The organism is Armatimonadota bacterium, assembly GCA_031081585.1.
GTDB classification, from domain to species: Bacteria; Sysuimicrobiota; Sysuimicrobiia; order Sysuimicrobiales; family Humicultoraceae; genus Geohabitans; species Geohabitans tengchongensis.
The window spans coordinates 1-17206 of sequence record JAVHLY010000004.1; the positions used below are offsets into that span (position 1 = coordinate 1).

The 17206-nt window shown below is 73.2% G+C and carries 15 protein-coding genes; 13 read left to right on the plus strand and 2 right to left on the minus strand.

Translation table 11 applies throughout. From position 1 onward, the window contains the following. Positions 1-3: 3 nt before the first annotated feature. A complete protein-coding gene (locus tag RB146_02360) occupies positions 4-1938 on the minus strand; it encodes a phosphodiester glycosidase family protein (GenBank protein MDQ7827823.1) in 1935 nt (644 codons plus the stop codon). A 359-nt stretch (positions 1939-2297) separates the two neighbouring features. Beyond that, positions 2298-3482: an acyl-CoA dehydrogenase family protein gene (locus RB146_02365; GenBank protein MDQ7827824.1), complete on the minus strand. Its 1185-nt coding sequence runs from the start codon at positions 3480-3482 to the stop codon at positions 2298-2300. 198 nt (positions 3483-3680) lie between these two features. On the opposite strand from RB146_02365, the gene iolM reads away from it, so the two are divergent. From iolM to RB146_02430, 13 genes are all read left to right on the plus strand, one after another. Continuing rightward, on the plus strand, positions 3681-4850 hold the full coding sequence (gene iolM, locus RB146_02370) for a scyllo-inosose 3-dehydrogenase (protein MDQ7827825.1): 1170 nt from the start codon (positions 3681-3683) through the stop codon (positions 4848-4850). Between the two features lie 106 nt (positions 4851-4956). After that, positions 4957-5901, plus strand: coding sequence for a substrate-binding domain-containing protein (locus RB146_02375; protein ID MDQ7827826.1), 945 nt, complete (start codon positions 4957-4959; stop codon positions 5899-5901). A gap of 83 nt (positions 5902-5984) precedes the next feature. Beyond that, complete coding sequence (locus RB146_02380; GenBank protein ID MDQ7827827.1) at positions 5985-6980, plus strand: ABC transporter permease; 996 nt, start codon at positions 5985-5987, stop codon at positions 6978-6980. Beyond that, positions 6968-7747, plus strand: coding sequence for an ATP-binding cassette domain-containing protein (locus tag RB146_02385; protein ID MDQ7827828.1), 780 nt, complete (start codon positions 6968-6970; stop codon positions 7745-7747). Before RB146_02380 ends, RB146_02385 begins: the two co-directional genes overlap by 13 nt. Further along, complete coding sequence (locus RB146_02390; GenBank protein MDQ7827829.1) at positions 7740-8552, plus strand: sugar phosphate isomerase/epimerase family protein; 813 nt, start codon at positions 7740-7742, stop codon at positions 8550-8552. Before RB146_02385 ends, RB146_02390 begins: the two co-directional genes overlap by 8 nt. Further along, positions 8543-9421, plus strand: a complete 879-nt coding sequence (locus RB146_02395) for a sugar phosphate isomerase/epimerase (GenBank protein MDQ7827830.1) — start codon at positions 8543-8545, stop codon at positions 9419-9421. The genes RB146_02390 and RB146_02395 overlap by 10 nt, the downstream gene beginning before the upstream one ends. A gap of 28 nt (positions 9422-9449) precedes the next feature. Further along, on the plus strand, positions 9450-10496 hold the full coding sequence (locus RB146_02400) for a Gfo/Idh/MocA family oxidoreductase (GenBank protein MDQ7827831.1): 1047 nt from the start codon (positions 9450-9452) through the stop codon (positions 10494-10496). Positions 10497-10506: 10 nt separating this feature from the next. Beyond that, positions 10507-11331 carry an HAD family hydrolase gene (locus tag RB146_02405; GenBank protein ID MDQ7827832.1) on the plus strand — a complete coding sequence of 275 codons (825 nt, stop codon included), beginning with the start codon at positions 10507-10509 and terminating at the stop codon, positions 11329-11331. A 37-nt stretch (positions 11332-11368) separates the two neighbouring features. Next, entirely contained in the window at positions 11369-12397 is a 1029-nt protein-coding gene (locus tag RB146_02410; protein MDQ7827833.1) for an ABC transporter substrate-binding protein, read from the plus strand. A 10-nt stretch (positions 12398-12407) separates the two neighbouring features. Next, on the plus strand, positions 12408-14045 hold the full coding sequence (locus tag RB146_02415) for an iron ABC transporter permease (GenBank protein MDQ7827834.1): 1638 nt from the start codon (positions 12408-12410) through the stop codon (positions 14043-14045). A gap of 2 nt (positions 14046-14047) precedes the next feature. Then, the gene (locus tag RB146_02420) at positions 14048-15241 is read left to right on the plus strand and encodes an ABC transporter ATP-binding protein (GenBank protein ID MDQ7827835.1); all 1194 of its coding nucleotides are present in this window, start codon (positions 14048-14050) and stop codon (positions 15239-15241) included. A 128-nt stretch (positions 15242-15369) separates the two neighbouring features. After that, complete coding sequence (gene iolN, locus RB146_02425) at positions 15370-16335, plus strand: 3-dehydro-scyllo-inosose hydrolase (protein ID MDQ7827836.1); 966 nt, start codon at positions 15370-15372, stop codon at positions 16333-16335. A 13-nt stretch (positions 16336-16348) separates the two neighbouring features. Continuing rightward, the gene (locus RB146_02430) at positions 16349-17182 is read left to right on the plus strand and encodes a sugar phosphate isomerase/epimerase family protein (GenBank protein ID MDQ7827837.1); all 834 of its coding nucleotides are present in this window, start codon (positions 16349-16351) and stop codon (positions 17180-17182) included. Positions 17183-17206 lie beyond the last annotated feature (24 nt).

Consider the following 17206-nt stretch of genomic DNA (forward strand, 5'->3'; position numbering starts at 1 on the left):
GGGCTAGGGACGCTGCACCAGCAGCACGTCACTCACCGCCCGCTCGCCGCTCTCGTCGGAGGGGAGGTTCACCACCGTACCGCGCACGACGAGCGTGGTGGACCCGCCGCCGTCCAGGTTGAGGGCGTCGGTGGCGCCGAGGGCGGCGAGCGTGGCGGCCAGCTCCGGCAGCGTCATCCCCAGGCTGTGGTAGGGCTGGCGGCCGTCCACGACGACGAGGAGGAGGCGGCCGTCGGCCAGGCGAGCCAGCGCCGTGCGGGGGTGGCGGCGGTGGAGGAAGCCGTCGGTGAAGCCCTCCCCGCCGACGTAGCGGCCCCCGGCCAGCAGGCGCGGCCCCCCGCCGACGACGTGGGGCGCCTGCGCCCAGCGCGGGTCGCCCGAGGCGGGGACGAGGTCGAGCCGCAGCGTCACCCGGTCGCCCGGGCGCAGCGCCTGGCGCAGCCAGGCCCCCGCTGTGCCGTGCCCCGAGAGGACGTAGCCGTCCGGAGGGATGGCGGCGTTGCCCCGTCCCTCGACCACCTGCTGGACCACGTCCCCGACGACCACCGCCTCCGCACCGTGGACGTTCGTGCGCGTGGACGGGCCGAAGGCGGCGCGGTAGACGATGAGCTCGTTGGGGCCGCGCTCGCGGTTCACGCCGTGCACGGGGGCGGCGGCCACCTCGGTGGCCACCGCGCCGGCGAAGCTCACCTGGTCGAAGAGCACCTGCCCGTCGGGCAGGAGGGCGGCGCAGGTCCGGCCGGGGACCGGCTCGCTGATCAGCACGCCGTCGATGACGAGGCAGCCGAGCGGGTCGCCGCCGGGAGCGTAGAAGCCGCCGTTCACGGCCGCAAGCGCCCCGTACCGGCGCGCCACCTCGCTGGGGCGCCCGCGGCCCAGGCTCTGGACCCCGCCCAGGGCGGGCCGCAGCCGCACCCCCGCGGCCGGCTCGAGCACCAGGTAGGCCGCCCAGAAGGGGCCGGGCTGGGTCTCGAAGTCGCGCAGCGTCAGGATCACCCAGGTGGGGAAGCCCTCGGCGCGCAGCCGGTCGGCCAGGGCCTGCGCCTCGGCGCGGGTGGCGAAGTTCCCCACGCGCACCTTGTGGAACTCGTCGAGGACGTCGACGAAGGCGGGGAGTCCCCGCGCGCGCATCTGCTCGGCCAGGCGGGCGGCCCGGTCGGGTTCGGTGAAGGCGCCCACCTGGACCCGCCACACCGGCAGCGTGCGCAGCGCCCCGCGCTTCTCCAGGACGAGGGTCGTCCCCGTCCCCAACGGGAAGGTGGCCCGCAGGGTGATGCCGCGCTCCACCGCCTCCAGGTAGGCGCCCACGAGGGCGGCGCCCTCGCCGCGGGTGAGCGGCTCCGCGGGTCGCAGGCGGGGGGAGGGCGGTTCGCGCAGCAGCGGCGGGGAGGCCAGCGCGGCCACCGCCACGGCCCCGCGCAGCGCCGGCGGCAGCCCGTTCACATCGGCGTAGGGGACGGGGACGCCTGCCATGTAGGCGCTCTCGAAGGTGTAGCCCAGCGCGCGCACGATGAGGTCGACCGCCTCACCGCGCGTCACCGGCTCCTCCGGCCGCAGGCGCGGTGTGGCCGGCACGACCCCGTAGGCCAGCGCCGCCTCCAGGTGCGGCGCCAGCGGGTGCTCCGGCGGGACGTCGGCGAAGCCGGGCGTGGCGGGCCGCAGGAGCGGCAGCCCCTTGGCCGCGACGATCCAGGCGATGAAGCGGGCACGGCTCAGCGGCTCGTGGGGGCGGAAGGAGCCGTCGGGGAAGGTCTCGACGATGCGGCGGGCCAGCAGCTCGCGGATGCGGCCCTCCGCCCAGTGCCCGACCACGTCCGGAGGGGACTGAGCGAACACCCGTGCGGGCATGATGATGACGAGCAGTGATGCGACCGCCAGGCCGACCCGGGCGGCGCGAGAGGAGGCGATACCGACACCGATCACGTCTACGACCTTCACGGGGGCGCGTCCGGACTCCTTGGAGGAAAATTCTAACCCTTGGGCCGGAGGCACAGCAGGAGTTTCAGATATGGTAGCGAACTAACGTGCGACGGCAAAACTCTCGGACGGCGGACCCATCCGGCGTACGCCGGGACGAGAGGTCCGTCCATTCTCTGAAGAAGGAGGGTGCGGCGGTGGCCAAGAAGGCGACGAAGAAGAAGGCCGGCGGCAAGAAGAAGGGCCGGTAAGCGCCCGGATCCTTGCTGCAGCGAGGAAAGGCGCCCGGTCGGGCGCCTTTTCGTTTTCCCTGATCGGATCGCGCCCCGCGGCGGTGGCGCCCGCCGCGGGCTCCCTCGTCCGCCCCGTCGTCCGCGCCGTCAGAAGGCGCTGAACCCCGTGAGCTCCCGCCCCAGGATCAGGGTGTGGATGTCGTAGGTCCCCTCGTAGGTGTCCACGGTCTCCAGGTTGGCGGCGTGGCGCATGGCGTGGTACTCGAGGGTGATGCCGTAGGCCCCCAGGATCGACCGCGCGGCGCGGGCGATCTGGAGCGCCGTGCGCACGTTGTAGCGCTTGGCCAGGGAGACGTGGGGGTAGCGGAGCTTCCCCTGGTCCTTGAGCTGGCCCAGGCGGTAGGCCAGCAGCTGCCCGGTGGCCAGCCCCTCCAGCATGTCCACCAACCGCGCCTGGATGAGCTGCCGGTCGGCGATGGGCCGGCCGAAGGCCACCCGCGAGCGCGCGTAGGCCAGCGCCTCCTCCAGGCAGGCCATGGCGGCGCCGAGCGCGCCCCAGGCGATGCCGTAGCGCGCCTGGGTCAGGCACATCAGCGCGGCGCGCAGCCCCACCGCCTCGGGCAGGAGGGCGTCCTCCGGAACGCGCACGCCGTCCAGCACCAGCTCCGAGGTGTCGGAGACGCGCATGGAGGCTTTGGTGGTGATCTCGTGGGCGGAGAAGCCCGGGCGGTCGGTCTCGACGACGAAGCCGCGGATCTCGTCCGCCTCGTCCCGCGCCCAGATGACGGCCAGGTGGGCCATGGAGCCGTTGGTGATCCACATCTTCGTCCCGCTGAGCTCCCACCCGTCCTCGGTGCGCCGGGCGCGGGTCTGCAGCGCGCCGGGGTCGGAGCCTGCGGTGGGCTCGGTGAGGCCGAAGCAGCCGATCAGCTCGCCGCGCGCCAGTGGGGGCAGCCAGCGGCGGCGCTGGGCCTCCGTGCCGAAGGTGTAGATGGGGTACATCACCAGGGCCCCCTGCACCGAGGCAAAGGAGCGGATCCCCGAATCGCCCCGCTCCAGCTCCTGGAGGATCAGGCCGTAGGTGATGCTGTCCACACCGGCGGCGCCGTACTCCGCCGGGAGGTTCGCCCCCAGCAGCCCGAGCTCGGCGAGGCGCGGGATAAGGTGGCGGGGGAACTCGCCCCGCAGCCACCACTGCCCCACGTGGGGGAGGACCTCCCGGTCGACGAAGCGGCGGACGGTGTCGCGGGTCAGGCGTTGCTCGTCGGTCAGGAGCTCGTCCAGGAGCAGGAAGTTGTCGACGCGGACGGTCAGCTGCGCGGTCGGCTGCATGGCGTCCCGATTGTACCATCCGGGACGGGCGGACCGGCCCGGGCCGGCGGCCGGAGCGCTGTTCAAGGGACGCTTCCCGGGCACGGCGAACTCCTGCTCCAGGACCCCGTCAGGTGCGACGTCCTTGAGGAGCCCGGCCGGGACCGGCAGGCGAGCGGCCGCCGAGGGTCGGTGTGCGGGGATGGCAGGGGGGCGCGGATGAAGGGCCTGGTCGTGGAAGCGCGCTGGGAGCCCCGCGAGGGCTACGTCCCCAGCGCCTGGGAGGTGGAGACGCGCACGGCCATCACCGGCAGCAGCGTCTGGCGCCACCCGCGGGCGGTGCTGCGGGAGGTGCACGATCCCGTCCCCGGACCGAAGGACGTGGTCATCCGCCCGCGGGCCTGCGGCGTCTGCGGCTCCGACGTGCACTTCATCGAGACGGACGCTCAGGGTTACATGCTCTACCCCGGGCTGACCCGCTTCCCCGTGGTCATCGGCCACGAGTTCTCCGGGGAGGTCGTCGAGGTGGGCAGCGAGGTGCGCGACCTCGCCCCCGGCGACCTGGTGACCTGCGAGGAGATGATCTGGTGCGGGGAGTGCACCTCCTGCCGCAACTCCTCCCCCAACCAGTGCGAGCGGCTGGAGGAGATCGGCTTCACCATCCCCGGCGCGCAGGCCGAGTACGTGACCGTGGGGGCCAAGTACTGCTGGAAGATCAACGCGCTGGCCGAGGCCTACGGCGACCGGGAGCGGGCCTTCGAGGCCGGGGCGCTGTGCGAGCCCGCCAGCGTGGCCTACAACGCCATGTTCACCCGCGCGGGGGGCTTCCGGCCGGGCGGGTACGTGGCCGTCTTCGGCACCGGCCCCATCGGCTTCGCCGCCATCGCCCTGGCCCGCGCGGCGGGGGCGGGGCGCATCGTGGCCTTCGAGGTCTCGCCGCTGCGCCAGGAGCTGGCGCGGCGGGTGGGCGCGGACGAGGTCTACGACCCGGTGGCGCTGGAGCGGGCGGGTCTGCGGCCGCGCGACGTCCTCCGCGAGGCCACGCGCGGGGAGGGAGCCGACATGCTGGTGGAGGCCGCCGGCGCCATGGCCCGCACCGTCCCGGAGATGGAGGCGTCGCTGGCCATCGGCGGCAAGGTGGTGATCATCGGCCGGGCGGCGGAGCGGGCGCCGATTTACCTGGAACACTTCCAGACGCGCGCCGCCCAGGTCTTCGGGGCGCAGGGGCACTCGGGGTACGGGAACTTCCCCTACGTCATCCGGCTGATGGCGGCGCGCCGCATCGACCTCACGCCCATCATCACGAGCCGCTTCCCCCTGGCGCAGGCGGAGGCGGCGCTGGCCCGGGCGATGCGGCGCGAGGACGGCAAGGTGATGATCCGCGCCTGAAGGCCTCAGCGACGAGGAGGGAGGTGAGAGCGTCATCGAGACCTGAGGCAGCGATTCCCCCAGGAGGGAGGCGAGCTCGATGAGGCGTTGGGGGATAGTCGCGATCGTGGTCGCGGTGGTCGTGGCGGGCAGCGCCTACGGGATTCGCCTGGCCGCCGCGCCGCAACAGCTGACATTCTACGTCATCGCCCACACGGGGCCGGGCGACCCCTTCTGGGCGGTCGTCCAGCGCGGCGTGCAGGATGCCGGGAGGATGCTGGGCGTGCGCGCTATCTTCCAGGGACCACCCCAGCGGGACATCCCGGCCCAGGTGAACATGGCCCGGGCGGCGATCAGTGCCAGGGCCTCCGGGATCGCCATCTCCGTGAGCGACCCTCCCGCGATCGGCCAGGTCATCCGCGACGCGCGCCGGCGGGGGATCCCGGTGGTCGCCATCAACGTGAAGGAGCCGGCCGACTACAAGGGCGAGCCGATTCCCTACATGGCCTACATCGGCATGGACGAGTACGAGGCGGGCAAGAACGTCGCCCGGTTCGTGCTGCCCAAGATCCCCCAGGGCGCGACCGTGCTGATCGCCATGCACGAACCGGGGCACGTCGGTCTGGAGGCGCGGGCCCGCGGCATCCGCGAGGTCCTCACGGCGGAGCGCCAGGCCAAGGTGGAGGTCCTGGACACCACCCAGGACCCGACCAAGGCACTGGCGACCATGCGCGCGTTCCTCAAGGCCAACCCGAACACCAAAGCCCTGTTCACGCTCGGCCCCCTGGGCGCCATTCCGGCGATCCGGATGATCCGGGAGGACCGCCTGGGCGGGAAGATCGTCATGGCCTCGTTTGACCTGGATGCCACTACCATCCAGGCCATCAAGGAGGGTCTGGTCGAAGCCACCGTCGACCAGCAGCAGTACCTGCAGGGGTTCATCTCGGTGGTCCAGCTCTACCTCTACAGCAAGTACGGCCTGCAGCCGGCGGACTACAACACGGGGCGCGGCCTCGTGACGAAGGCGACGGCGGCTGCGGTGGAGTCGCTGGTCAAGCAAGGGTACAGGTGAGCGATGCCCGGGGTGGGCCCGTCCCACCCCGGGCGGGGTCGGCCGGGGTGATGGAGAGGCGGGCGACGTCGGGAGGGTCCGAGGTGCCGGCGGTCCGGGCGATGCCCGTGCCGCGCGTCGAGTGGCGGCGGCTGTTCGCCATGCGCGAGCTGGGCGTGCTGGTCGCCCTCCTGGCGCTCGTGGCGGTCTTCAGCCTGCTCCAGCCGGCGTTCCTCACCCTCGACACCTTCGGGGACATCCTCACCCAGGCGGCGGAACTGGGCGTGGCCGCCGTCGGCGTGACCTTCCTGATGATTGCCGGGGAGTTCGACCTCTCCGTGGGGTCGAACTTCGCCTTCACCGGGGTGGTGCTGGCGCTCCTGGTGACGCGAGCGGCCCTGCCCGCGGCCTTCGCGGTCCTGCTGGCCCTCCTGGTGGCGGCCACCATCGGGCTCCTCAACGGAGTGGTGACCCTGGCGACGCGGATCCCGTCGTTCATCACCACGCTCGGGACGATGATGCTGTGGCGCGGCCTGGCGCTGGCCATCACGGGGGGATGGCCTATCAGCATCCTCACCGCCTCGACGCTCCTGGAGGTCCTGGGCGGTAAGGTCATCTGGAGCACCCTGCGTATCTCTGCGGTGTGGCTGCTCGTGGTCACGGTGGCGTTTTGGTTCCTCCTGGGCAAGACCCGCTACGGCAACTGGGTCTTTGCCACCGGCGGGAAGCGGGAAGCCGCCCGGGCCCTGGGCGTGCCGGTTCGCCGGGTGAAGCTGATCAACTTCACGCTGGCCGGGGTGCTGGCAGGCGCGGCAGGATTCCTGCAGTTCGGCCGGATGCGGTCGATGTCCCCCGTGTGGGGAGATGCGCTGGCGCTGGAGGCGATTGCGGCCGCGGTCATCGGGGGGACGTCCCTGATGGGCGGATCCGGGACGATCCTGGGGACCGTCCTCGGCGCCGTCACGATGGCGGCCATCCGGGTAGGGCTCGTCATGGTGGGTGCTCCGTCGTACTGGTATACCGCCTTCCTGGGCGTCGTCGTCGTGCTCGCCGTCATCCTGAACGTCACGTTCGAGGAGCTGGTCAGATGGCGGCGGTAACCTCTCCCCCGCATCCCCTGCTGGAAGCCCGCGGGATTGCCAAGGCCTTTGGCCACATCCAGGCCCTGGCGGGGGTCGACTTCCACGTGGGCTACCGGGAGGTCGTGGGATTGGTCGGCGACAACGGCGCGGGGAAGTCGACGCTGATCAAGATCCTCACCGGCGTGTACCCGCCGGATGCGGGGCAGCTGTTCTTCGAGGGGCGGCCGATCACGCTGGCGTCCCCCCAGGACGCCCGGGCACTGGGGATCGAGACCGTCTACCAGGACCTCGCCCTGGTGGAGCAGATGAGCATCGCCCGCAACTTCTTCCTCGGCCGTGAGCCCGTGCACCGGATCGGGCCCCTCACCGTGCTGGACACCGGCACGATGCACCGGGTGACCGAGCGGGTGTTGCGGGAGATCGGCATCACCACCCTGCGGTCGTCCGCGCAGGACGTGGGCGTGCTCTCGGGCGGTGAACGCCAGGCCATCGCCATCGGCCGAACGATGCACTTTGGGGCCAGGCTCATCATCCTGGACGAGCCCACCTCCGCGCTGTCCGTGAAGGAGACCCAGAAGGTGCTGGACTACATCGAGGAGGCCCGGCGGCGCGGCCTCTCGGTGATCTTCATCACCCACAACCTCTACCACGTCTATCCGGTGTCCGACCGGATCGTGGTGCTGGACCACGGGCGCAAGGTGGGAGATTTCCGACGCCAGGAGGTCTCCATCGAGGACCTGGTCGCGTTGATTACCCTCCCAGGCGCGGCGTCCGCCCGTGCGTGACCGCCCCGCGGGGGCGCTCTGCCCGTGCCTGGACGCCCTGTGTGCCGGCCTGCCCGCCGAGTCGGCGCTGGCCTTTCTGGCGGAGGAGGGGTTCCGCGCCGTGGAGTTCTGGGACTGGCGCGGGCGGGACATCGACCGGCTGGCCCGCCAGGCCGGTGCGCTCGGGCTGGAGGTGGTGGCCATCAGCGGCACGACCTTCGAGGAGCCCCTGCTCGACCCCGCCGGCCACGAGGCGGCCCTGGCCCACCTGCGCCGGTCGCTGGAGGTGGCGGAGCGCCTGGGGACGCGGCTGCTGGTGGTGCACGTGGGGTACGCTCAGTCCCACCGGTCTCGCGCCTCCCAGTGGGAGGCGGCGGTGACGGGCTTGCGGCGGGCCGCCGAGCTGGCCCGGGCGGCCGGGGTCACGCTCCTCGTGGAGCCGCTGAACTCCCTCGTGGACCATCCGGCCTACTTCCTGGACACGCTCCCCGATGCCCTGGCGATGCTGGAGGCCGTCGACCACCCGGCGGTCGGGCTGCTGCTCGATGTCTACCACATGTGGATCATGCACGACGACCTGCTGCACCGGCTGGAGGGGGTAGTTCGTCGGACGGCACACGTGCACGTCGCCGATGTGCCCGGGCGGGGCGAGCCGGGCAGCGGGGTGATCCCCTGGCGCGAGATGCTCCGGCGTCTGGAGGACGGCGGCTACCGCGGGGCCCTGGGCCTGGAGTGCTGGCCCACGGGCTCGCTGGTCGCGGCGCTGCGCCGGGCCCGTCAGGTGCTCGAACCGCGCGACGGCCGGGCCATGGGGGCGTGGCGGTGAACCGCTTCGCCCTGAACAGCGCCACCACCGGGCCCGCCGACCTCCTCACCGACCTGCGCGTGGCGGCCGCGGCCGGCTTTGGTGCGCTGGAGCTGCGCGACACCAAGCTCGAGGCCTACCTGGCCGGAGGCGGCACCCTGGACGCCCTGGCGGAGGCCTTCCGCGCGGCCGGCGTGCGGCCGCTCAGCGTGAACGCGCTCGAGCGGGCCACCCTCGTCACCGGGGCGGCCCGTCGCGCCGTGCTGGGGCGGTGCGCCACGCTGTGCGCCTGGGCCGCCGCGCTGGGAGCGCCCTACGTCGTGGCCGTGCCCGGCCCGCGGGCCGAGGCGGCCGGGGTGGGCGAGGTGGCCCCGCTGACCGTGGAGATGCTGCGGGCGCTCGCGGCCGTGGCCGCCGAGCACGGCGTGCAGCTGGCCTTCGAGTTCCTCGGCCCGGCCACGAGCTCGGTGCGCACGCTGGCGGAGGCGCGGACGGTGGTGGAGGCGGTGGGCGACCCGCCGGTGGGGCTGGTGCTGGACGCCTTCCACTTCCACGTCGGCGGCTCCACCCTGGAGATGCTGGACGGCCTCGACCCGGGGCGCCTGGCCATCGTCCACCTGGACGACGCCGAGGATCGGCCGCGCGAGCGGCTGGAGGACGCGCACCGGCTCCTGCCGGGAGAGGGGGTGATCCCCCTGCGGCCGCTGGTGGCGCGCCTGGAGGCGCTGGGCTACCGCGGCGCCTACTCGGTCGAACTCTTCCGGCCGGCATACTGGACCTGGGACCCGCTGCGCCTGGCGCGCGCGGCGCGCGCCTCGCTGGAGGCGCTCTTCGCCGGACGGGAGCCCGGCGTGGCGGGGCATCCGCAGAGAGGTGCGCCGTCGCCGTGAACCGACGGCAGGGAGGTGGGGCGTCGACGTGAGCGTGCGGGTGGGCATCCTGGGTGCGGGGTTCATCGGGCGCATCCACGCCCTCGACCTCAGGCGCGATCCGCGCGTCACGCTGGTGGGGGTGGCGGACGTCGTCCCGCAGGCCGCCACCCGGCTGGCCGCGGAGGTGGAGACCGCCGCCTGCGCCTCGCTGGCCGAGCTGCTGGACCGCGGCGCCGAGGCGGTCTACGTCTGCACGCCCAACGTCCAGCACGTCGAGCCCGTGGTGACGGCCCTTCGCGCCGGGGTGCACGTCTTCAGCGAGAAGCCCATGGCCACGTCCCTGGCCGACGCCTGGACGATCCGCGAGGCGGCGCGCCGCTCCCGGGCGGTCTACCAGCTCGGCTTCAACCGCCGCTTCGCCCGCGTCTACCGCTTCGTGCGCCGCCTCATCGACGAGGGGCGCCTCCACCCGGTGCTGGGACAGCTCAAGCACAACCGCGGGGAGCTGCAGCAGCCGCCCTGGACGGGCGACCCGGCGGTGACCGGCGGCTACCTGTACGAGACGCCGGTGCACCTCTTCGACATGGCCCGCTTCCTCCTGGGCGACGTCGCCGACGTCCAGGGGGTGGCCCGCCAGACCGTCTACCGGGAGCTGGACGGCTTCGTCCTGCTCTTCCGCTTCCGCAACGGGGCCGCCGCCAGCGTGACCTCGGTGGCGCACACCTCCTGGTTCTTCCCCTACGAGCGGGTGGAGCTGTACGGTCCGCACCAGACGGCGGTCACGGAGGAGCTGGAGCGCGCCTGGTTCAGCCCGGGGGTCCGCGAACAGGTCGAGGGCATCGACTGCTTCCAGATGCCCTTCGAGGAGAAGTGGGGCTACGTGGAGGAAGACCGCTGCTTCATCGACGCGGTGCTGGGCGAGGCTCCGCCGCCCGTCACCGCGGAGGACGGCTACCGGGCCACCGAGCTGGTGGAGGCCGTCTACCGGGCGGTGCGCACGGGACAGCCCGTCACGCTGCCGCTCCCCGAGCCCGGTGGCTCCCCTGCACCGGCAGAACCCGGCGAGACGGGCTCGGGCCGCCGACCGGTGTGACCGCGCGCCCATGACCACCCCCGGCCCGATCCGCCTCATTGTCACCGACATCGACGGGACGCTCACGACGACGGCGCAGGAGATCACGCCCCGCGTGCGGCAGGCGGTGGCGGCGGCACGGGCGCGCGGCGTGCCCACCTGTGTGGCCACCGGCCGGGCCTGGCGCTCCGGTCGCCGCTACATCGAGGCCCTCCCTGCCGACCCCCCGGCCATCCTCTTCAACGGCGGGATGGTCTACGACTTCAGCCGGGACCGCGTGCTCTTCCGGCAGGGGATGGACCCCGAGCTGGCGCTGGTGGTGGTCGAGGCCCTCGACGCCCACCCCGACCTGGCCGCCCACCTCTACGTGGGCGACCGGATCTACGTGCGTCGGTGGACGCCGCTCGTGGCCGCCACCGCCCTCCACGACCACCTCGACCCCGAAGCGGTGGGCGACCTGCGCACCGTCCTCCCCCGCGACCGCGCCGCGCCGATCATGAAGTTCCGCATCCTGGGCCCGCGGGAGGAGCTGGAGGCCCTGGCCGAGGCGCTCGGACGGACAGACCCCGTGAACTACGTCTTCTCCGAGACCACGTCCCTGGAAGTGCTCCCGCCGGGCGTCTCCAAGGGGACGGCGCTGCGGGTGGTGGCGGAGCACCTGGGGGTGGACCTGGAGGCGGTGATGGCGGTGGGGGACGAATGGAACGACCTGACGATGCTCCAGGCGGCCGGATGGGGCGTGGCCATGGCGGACGCGCCCGAGCCGGTGCGCCGGGCTGCCCGCGTGGTGGCGCCGACGAGCGACGCCGACGGACTGGCAGTGGTGATCGAGCGGTACGTCCTGGACGGCCGCTGAGCGGGACAGACGTGTGCACACCAGGGAGGGGAGAGGGATGGGCAGGACGGCTGTGATCGGCCTGATCGTGATGCTGGCGGCGCTCGCGCTCCCGGGACTCCCCGGCGCGAGCGCCCAGGGCGGGCGCATCGTGGTCTACTCGGCGCTGCCGGACCTGGAGACCTCGCTGATCAACCGGGAGTTCACCCGCCGCACCGGGATCCAGGTGGAGGCGCTCAGCGTCGCCGCGGCGGGGACCCTCCAGGCGCGCATCCGGGCGGAGAAGGACCGGCCGCGCGCCGACATCTTCGTGGGCGGGTCGGCCGACTTCCACGCCCCGCTGGCGCGGGAGGGGCTCCTGCTGGCCTACCGGTCGCCGGTCTTCACCGAGGCGCGCATCAGCCCCACCTACCGCGACCCCAACGGGTACTGGCACGGCTGGTACCTGGGGGCGCTGGCCATCATCATCAACACCGACCGCTGGGAGCGGGAGATGGCCCCGCGGCGCATCCCCAAGCCGGCCACCTGGGACGACCTGGCCCGGCCGGAGTTCCGGGGTCAGTTCATCATGCCGAGCCCCATCACCACCGGGGGCGGCTACATCTTCGTGGCGGCGCAGATCTTCCGCCTGGGGGAGGAGCGGGCCTGGGCCTTCCTGCGCACCCTCAACGGCAACGTGGCCCAGTACACGCCCACGGCCCCCGGGACGATCACCCTGCTGGAGCGCGGTGAGGCCGTCGTGGGGATGATGTGGGCGCACGAGGGGATCGGCGCGCGCATCCTGCGCAGCGCCCCGCTGGAGGTGACGGTGCCGCCGGACACCGCCTTCGAGATCGGTGCCGTCTCCATCCTGCGCGGCGGGCCCAACCCGGCCGGCGCCCGCGCGTACGTGGACTTCCTGCTGACGCGCCTGCCGCAGGACATCAACGCCAAGTTCGGCTTCCGCTACCCCGTGCGCGGCGACGTGCCGGTGCCGCTGGGCGCCACGCCCTTCGAGCAGCTGAAGTTCGTCCGCTACGACCGCGACTGGGCGGTGGAGCACCAGGCGCGCATCCGCGAGCGGTGGACCCGCGAGATCGGTCGCTGAGCAGGAACCGGTGAGGGCCGGGGCGGTCGCGCTGGAGTGGCGGAGGCTCCGCCGGCACGCCGACCCCGGCCTGCTGGCCGTCTACACGGGGGCGCTGCTCCTCCTGGCCCTGGCCGTCCTCTACCCGGCCTACCGGGTGCTGGTCTACCCGTCGTGGGCGGACTACCTGGCCATCCCCCGCAGCCTGCGCTGGCTGCAGGCCGCCCGCAACAGCCTGGTGATGATGGTCCTCTCCACGGCCAGCGCCACGCTGGTGGGGGTGCTCTTCGCCTTCGCCACCACCCGCCATGACCTGCCGGGCCGGCGCCTCTTCCGGGCCGCGGCGATGCTGCCGCTCTTCGCGCCGCCCTTCATGGTGGCGTTCGCCTACATCCTCATGTTCGGCCGGCAGGGGCTGGTCACGCGCACGCTGCTCGGGCTCGACGCCAACATTTTCGGCTGGCACGGCCTGTGGCTGGTGCAGACGGTGGCCTTCTTCCCGCTGGCGATGCTCATCATCGCCGGCGTGCTCGAGGCCATCAACCCGAGCCTGGAGCACGCGGCGCGGAACCTGGGCGCCCCCGAAGGGGCGGTCCTGCGCACGGTCACCCTGGCCCTGGCCCGCCCGGGGATCGCCGGGGCGATGCTGGTGGTGGCCATCTCGGTGCTGGCCGACTTCGGCAACGCGGTGATCATCGCCGGCAACTTCCCCCTGCTGGCCACCGAGGCGTGGTTCCGCATGGAGGGGATGGGGGACCTGACCGGGGCGGCGCTGGTCGTGGGGATGCTGCTCGTGCCCACCGTCCTCCTCTTCCTCCTGGAGCGCTTCTGGGTGAGCCGCCGCGTCTACGTGACGGTCACGGGCCGGGGCTCGCGCATCGAGCGGCCGCCCACCCCGCCGGCCGTCCGCTGGGCGGTCCTCCTGGCCTGCCTGCTGGTGACGGTGCTCGTGGCGCTCGTCTACCTGGGGGTGCTGGCCGGCGCCTTCACGGCGGTGTGGGGGCGCGACTGGTCCCTCACCCTGGAGCACTGGCACCTGGCCCGCGACCGGGCGGGGACGCTGTGGGCCAGCGTACGCGTGGGGACGCTCGCCGGCGTCGTCACCGCCGTGACCGGGGTGCTGGTGGCCTTCCTGGCCACGCGCCCGCTGCCGCTGCGCGGGGTCCTCGACTTCCTGGCGGTCCTGCCCGGGGCGCTCCCCGGCGTCTTCGTCGGCGTGGGCTACGTCCTGGCCTTCAACCCCACGCCGCTCGGCGGCACGGTCTGGGCGGTGGCGCTGGCGCTGGGGATGTGGCACCTGCCCATGGGCTACCAGGCCGCCGCAGCGCGGCTGCGCCAGGTGGAGCGGGCCATCGAGGAGGCGGCGGTGAACCTGGGGGCCACGGGGCTGCGCGTGCTGCGGGACATCTACCTGCCCATGCTCCTGCGCGCGCTGGCGGAGGCGTTCGCCGTCTCCTTCGTGCGGGGGGTGACCAACGTGAGCATCGTGGTCTTCCTCATCGCCCCGGGGCAGGTTGTGGCCACCTTCGCCATCCTCAACATGATCCAGAACAACATCTGGGGCGCGGCGGCGGCGCTCACCACCATGCTCCTCCTCCTCACCGTCGTGGCCGTGGGGGCGAGTTGGCTCCTGCTGGGGCGGGCCGTGCGCACCGCGCCGGTGGGATGAGGGTGCCCGAGCCGACCGTGACCGGGCGCACGCCGGCGACCGACCCGGGCTCGTTGACCGACCGGACCGCGGGGCCCCCGCACCTCCGGCTGGTGGAGGTGACGAAGCGCTTCGGGGCGCACGTGGCGGTGGACCGGGTCTCCCTGGCGCTGCCCGAGGGCGCCTTCACCACGCTCCTGGGCCCGTCCGGCTGCGGCAAGACCACCGTCCTGCGCCTGGTGGCGGGGTTCTACCGACCGGACAGCGGGGAGATCCTGCTGCGTGAGCGCCCCATCACCGACGTGCCGCCGCACCGCCGCCACATGGCGATGGTCTTCCAGGAGTACGCCCTCTTCCCCCACCTGACGGTCGGGGAGAACGTCGCCTACGGCCTGCGTATGCGCCGGGTGCCGCCGCGGGAGACGGCGCGGCGGGTGGCGGAGGCGCTGCGCCTGGTGGGGCTGGAGGGGCAGGAGCGGCGCTTCCCCCACCAGCTCTCGGGCGGGCAGCAGCAGCGGGTGGCGCTGGCGCGCGCGCTGGTCGTGGAGCCGGAGGTGCTGCTGCTGGACGAGCCGCTCAGCAACCTGGACGCCAAGCTGCGCGTGCGGGTGCGCACGGAGATCCGCCAGCTGCAGGAGCGGCTGGGCAAGACCACGCTGTACGTCACCCACGACCAGGAGGAGGCGCTGGCCATCTCCGACCAGATCGCCGTGATGCACGCGGGGCGGATCCTGCAGGTGGGCACCCCCACGGAGATTTACTTCCGGCCGCAGAACCGCATCGTGGCCGACTTCGTGGGACTGGCCACCTTCGTGGAGGCCGAGGTCGCGGGGTCGGGACGGGTGCGCGTGCACGGCGTCGTCGTCCCTGTGACCGGCCCGCTGCCGCCGACGGGACGGGTGACCCTGGTGGTCCGGCCCGAGGCGGTCCGGCTGACGCCCGCTCGTAGCGGGGGCGAAGACGGCGGCGGGCTGCGGGGCCGCGTCGTGGCCCGGGCCTTCCTCGGCGGAGTGGTGCGCTGCTGGGTGGACGTGCACGGCGCGGAGTGGGTGGTGGACGTGCCGGTGGACCAGGAGGTGCCCGTCGATGGGGTGGTGGCGCTGCGGTTGGGGGAGCGCGTCCACGCCCTCCCGGAGGGGCCGGCGGGGAGCGCCGCGGAAGGTCCGGCGGGGAGCGGCGAGGGGCCGGCGCGGGACCGTGCAGGCCCCACAATGTAAGCCGCGAGACGGCGTCTACACCGTCAGCCGCAAGACGCCGTCAGCCGCAAGGCGCCGTCGGTCGCGAGACGGCGTCAGCCGCGCGACGGCGTACTCGGGCAATCGGACGGGCGAGAAGGAGGAGGCACATGGGCAAGTGGGACCTGCCGCCCCGAGGCGGCCACATGGACAAGCGCACCGGGATCTACCTGCAGACCATGACCCAGCGCGACATCGAGGAGCGCCTGGCCACCAACGACGTCCTCATCGTGCCGCTGGGCGCCACCGAGGCGCACGGCCCCAACGCGCCCATCGGCGAGGACATCTTCCTCGTCTGCCGCATGGCCGAGGTGGTGGCGGAGCGCACCGGGTGCACCGTCTCCGAGCCGCTGTGGTTCGGTTCTCACCCCTACCACCACCTGGGCATGCCCGGGACCGTGCCCATCCCCGAGGACGTCTTCACCGCCTTCGTGCGGGCGATGATCGCCGGCTTCTGGAACATGGGCTTCCGCAAGCAGATCCTGCTCAACGGCCACGGGCAGGAGTACGTCATCCCCACGGCGATCCACCAGTTTGGCAAGCGCTACCGGGTCCCGGCGCTGATCGTGAACGTGAACTGGTACCATGCCATCCCGGACCACTTTCGCCTCAAGCAGGACGGAGGGCCCTACGAGACCCCCTTCATCCACGCCGACGAGGTGGAGACCTCCTGGTGCCTGGCGCTCTTCCCCGAGCTGATGAAGCAGGAGTGGGTCGTGGACAACGAACCCTTCGGCTTCCTCCCGGAAGGCCACGTGGACAAGGCCGGGAACCTCCTGCGCCGGCCGATCAACTGGTACGGGCACGTGGGGGCGGGCCCCATCGAGGTGAAGGCCTACATCGAGGGCGTCGTGGGGAAGCCCTCCCTGGCGGCGGCGGAGAAGGCGCTGCCGGGCGTGGAGGCGCTGCTCGACTACCTGGAACGCCTCGTCACCGACATCCTGGCCCGCTTCCCGCCCGGGGAGCTGCCCCCCATCGACCTGGTGACCGAGCGCGACCGGGAGGAACTGGAGGCGGTGCTGCGCGGGCCGGCCCGCGGGGGCAAGTCCATTTACGCGCTGGGCTGGCCGCCGTGACGCCCCGGCCGCCGTGCGCGTGAGCCTGGTCGTCTCCCTGGAGGCCACCGCGTTCGATGCGGTGGCGATGCGCCAGGGGCTGGGGGCCCTGGAGGCGGTGGCGGCGCTGGGCTACGACGGGGCGGAGCTGGCCGTGCGCGACCCGCAGGCGGTCGACGGCGGGTGGCTGCGCGACCGCTGCGCGCAGTTGGGGCTGGCCGTCCCCGCACTCGGCACCGGGCAGGCCTACCTGCGCGACGGCCTGGCGCTGGCCCACCCGGAGGCAGGCATCCGCCGGGCGGCCATCGAACGCATGCGGCACCACGTCGCCCTGGCCCGGCAGCTGAGCGCGCTCCCGGGGACGCCGGCCGCGGGCGTCCAGGTGATCGTCGGGCTGATCCGAGGCCCGGCGGGCCAGGACCGGCCAGGGGCCGAGCGGCGCCTCACCGAGGCGCTCCGGCCCTGCCTGGACGCGGCGGCCGAGGCCGGGGTGGGGCTGGTGATCGAGGCGATCAACCGCTACGAGAGCGACTGGCTGCACACCCTGGAGGAGGTGGCGGCGCTGGTGGAGCGCGTCGGCCACCCGCGGCTGGGCGTGCTGGCCGACACCTTCCACATGAACATCGAGGAGCGGTCGATGGACGAGGCCCTGCGCGCCGCCGCGCCCCATCTGCGCCACGTGCACGTGGCCGACAGCAACCGCCGCGCGCCGGGGCAGGGGCACCTCGACTTCGCGCGGCTGGTGGGCGTCCTGCGCGAGGCCGGCTACGACGGGTTCCTCTCGGCGGAGATCCTGCCGTGGCCCGACCCGGATGAAGCCGGGCGGCTGGCCATCACCCACCTGCGCGCGGTGCTGGGGCGGCCCTGAGGCGCGGGGCGCGGGCGGCGACGC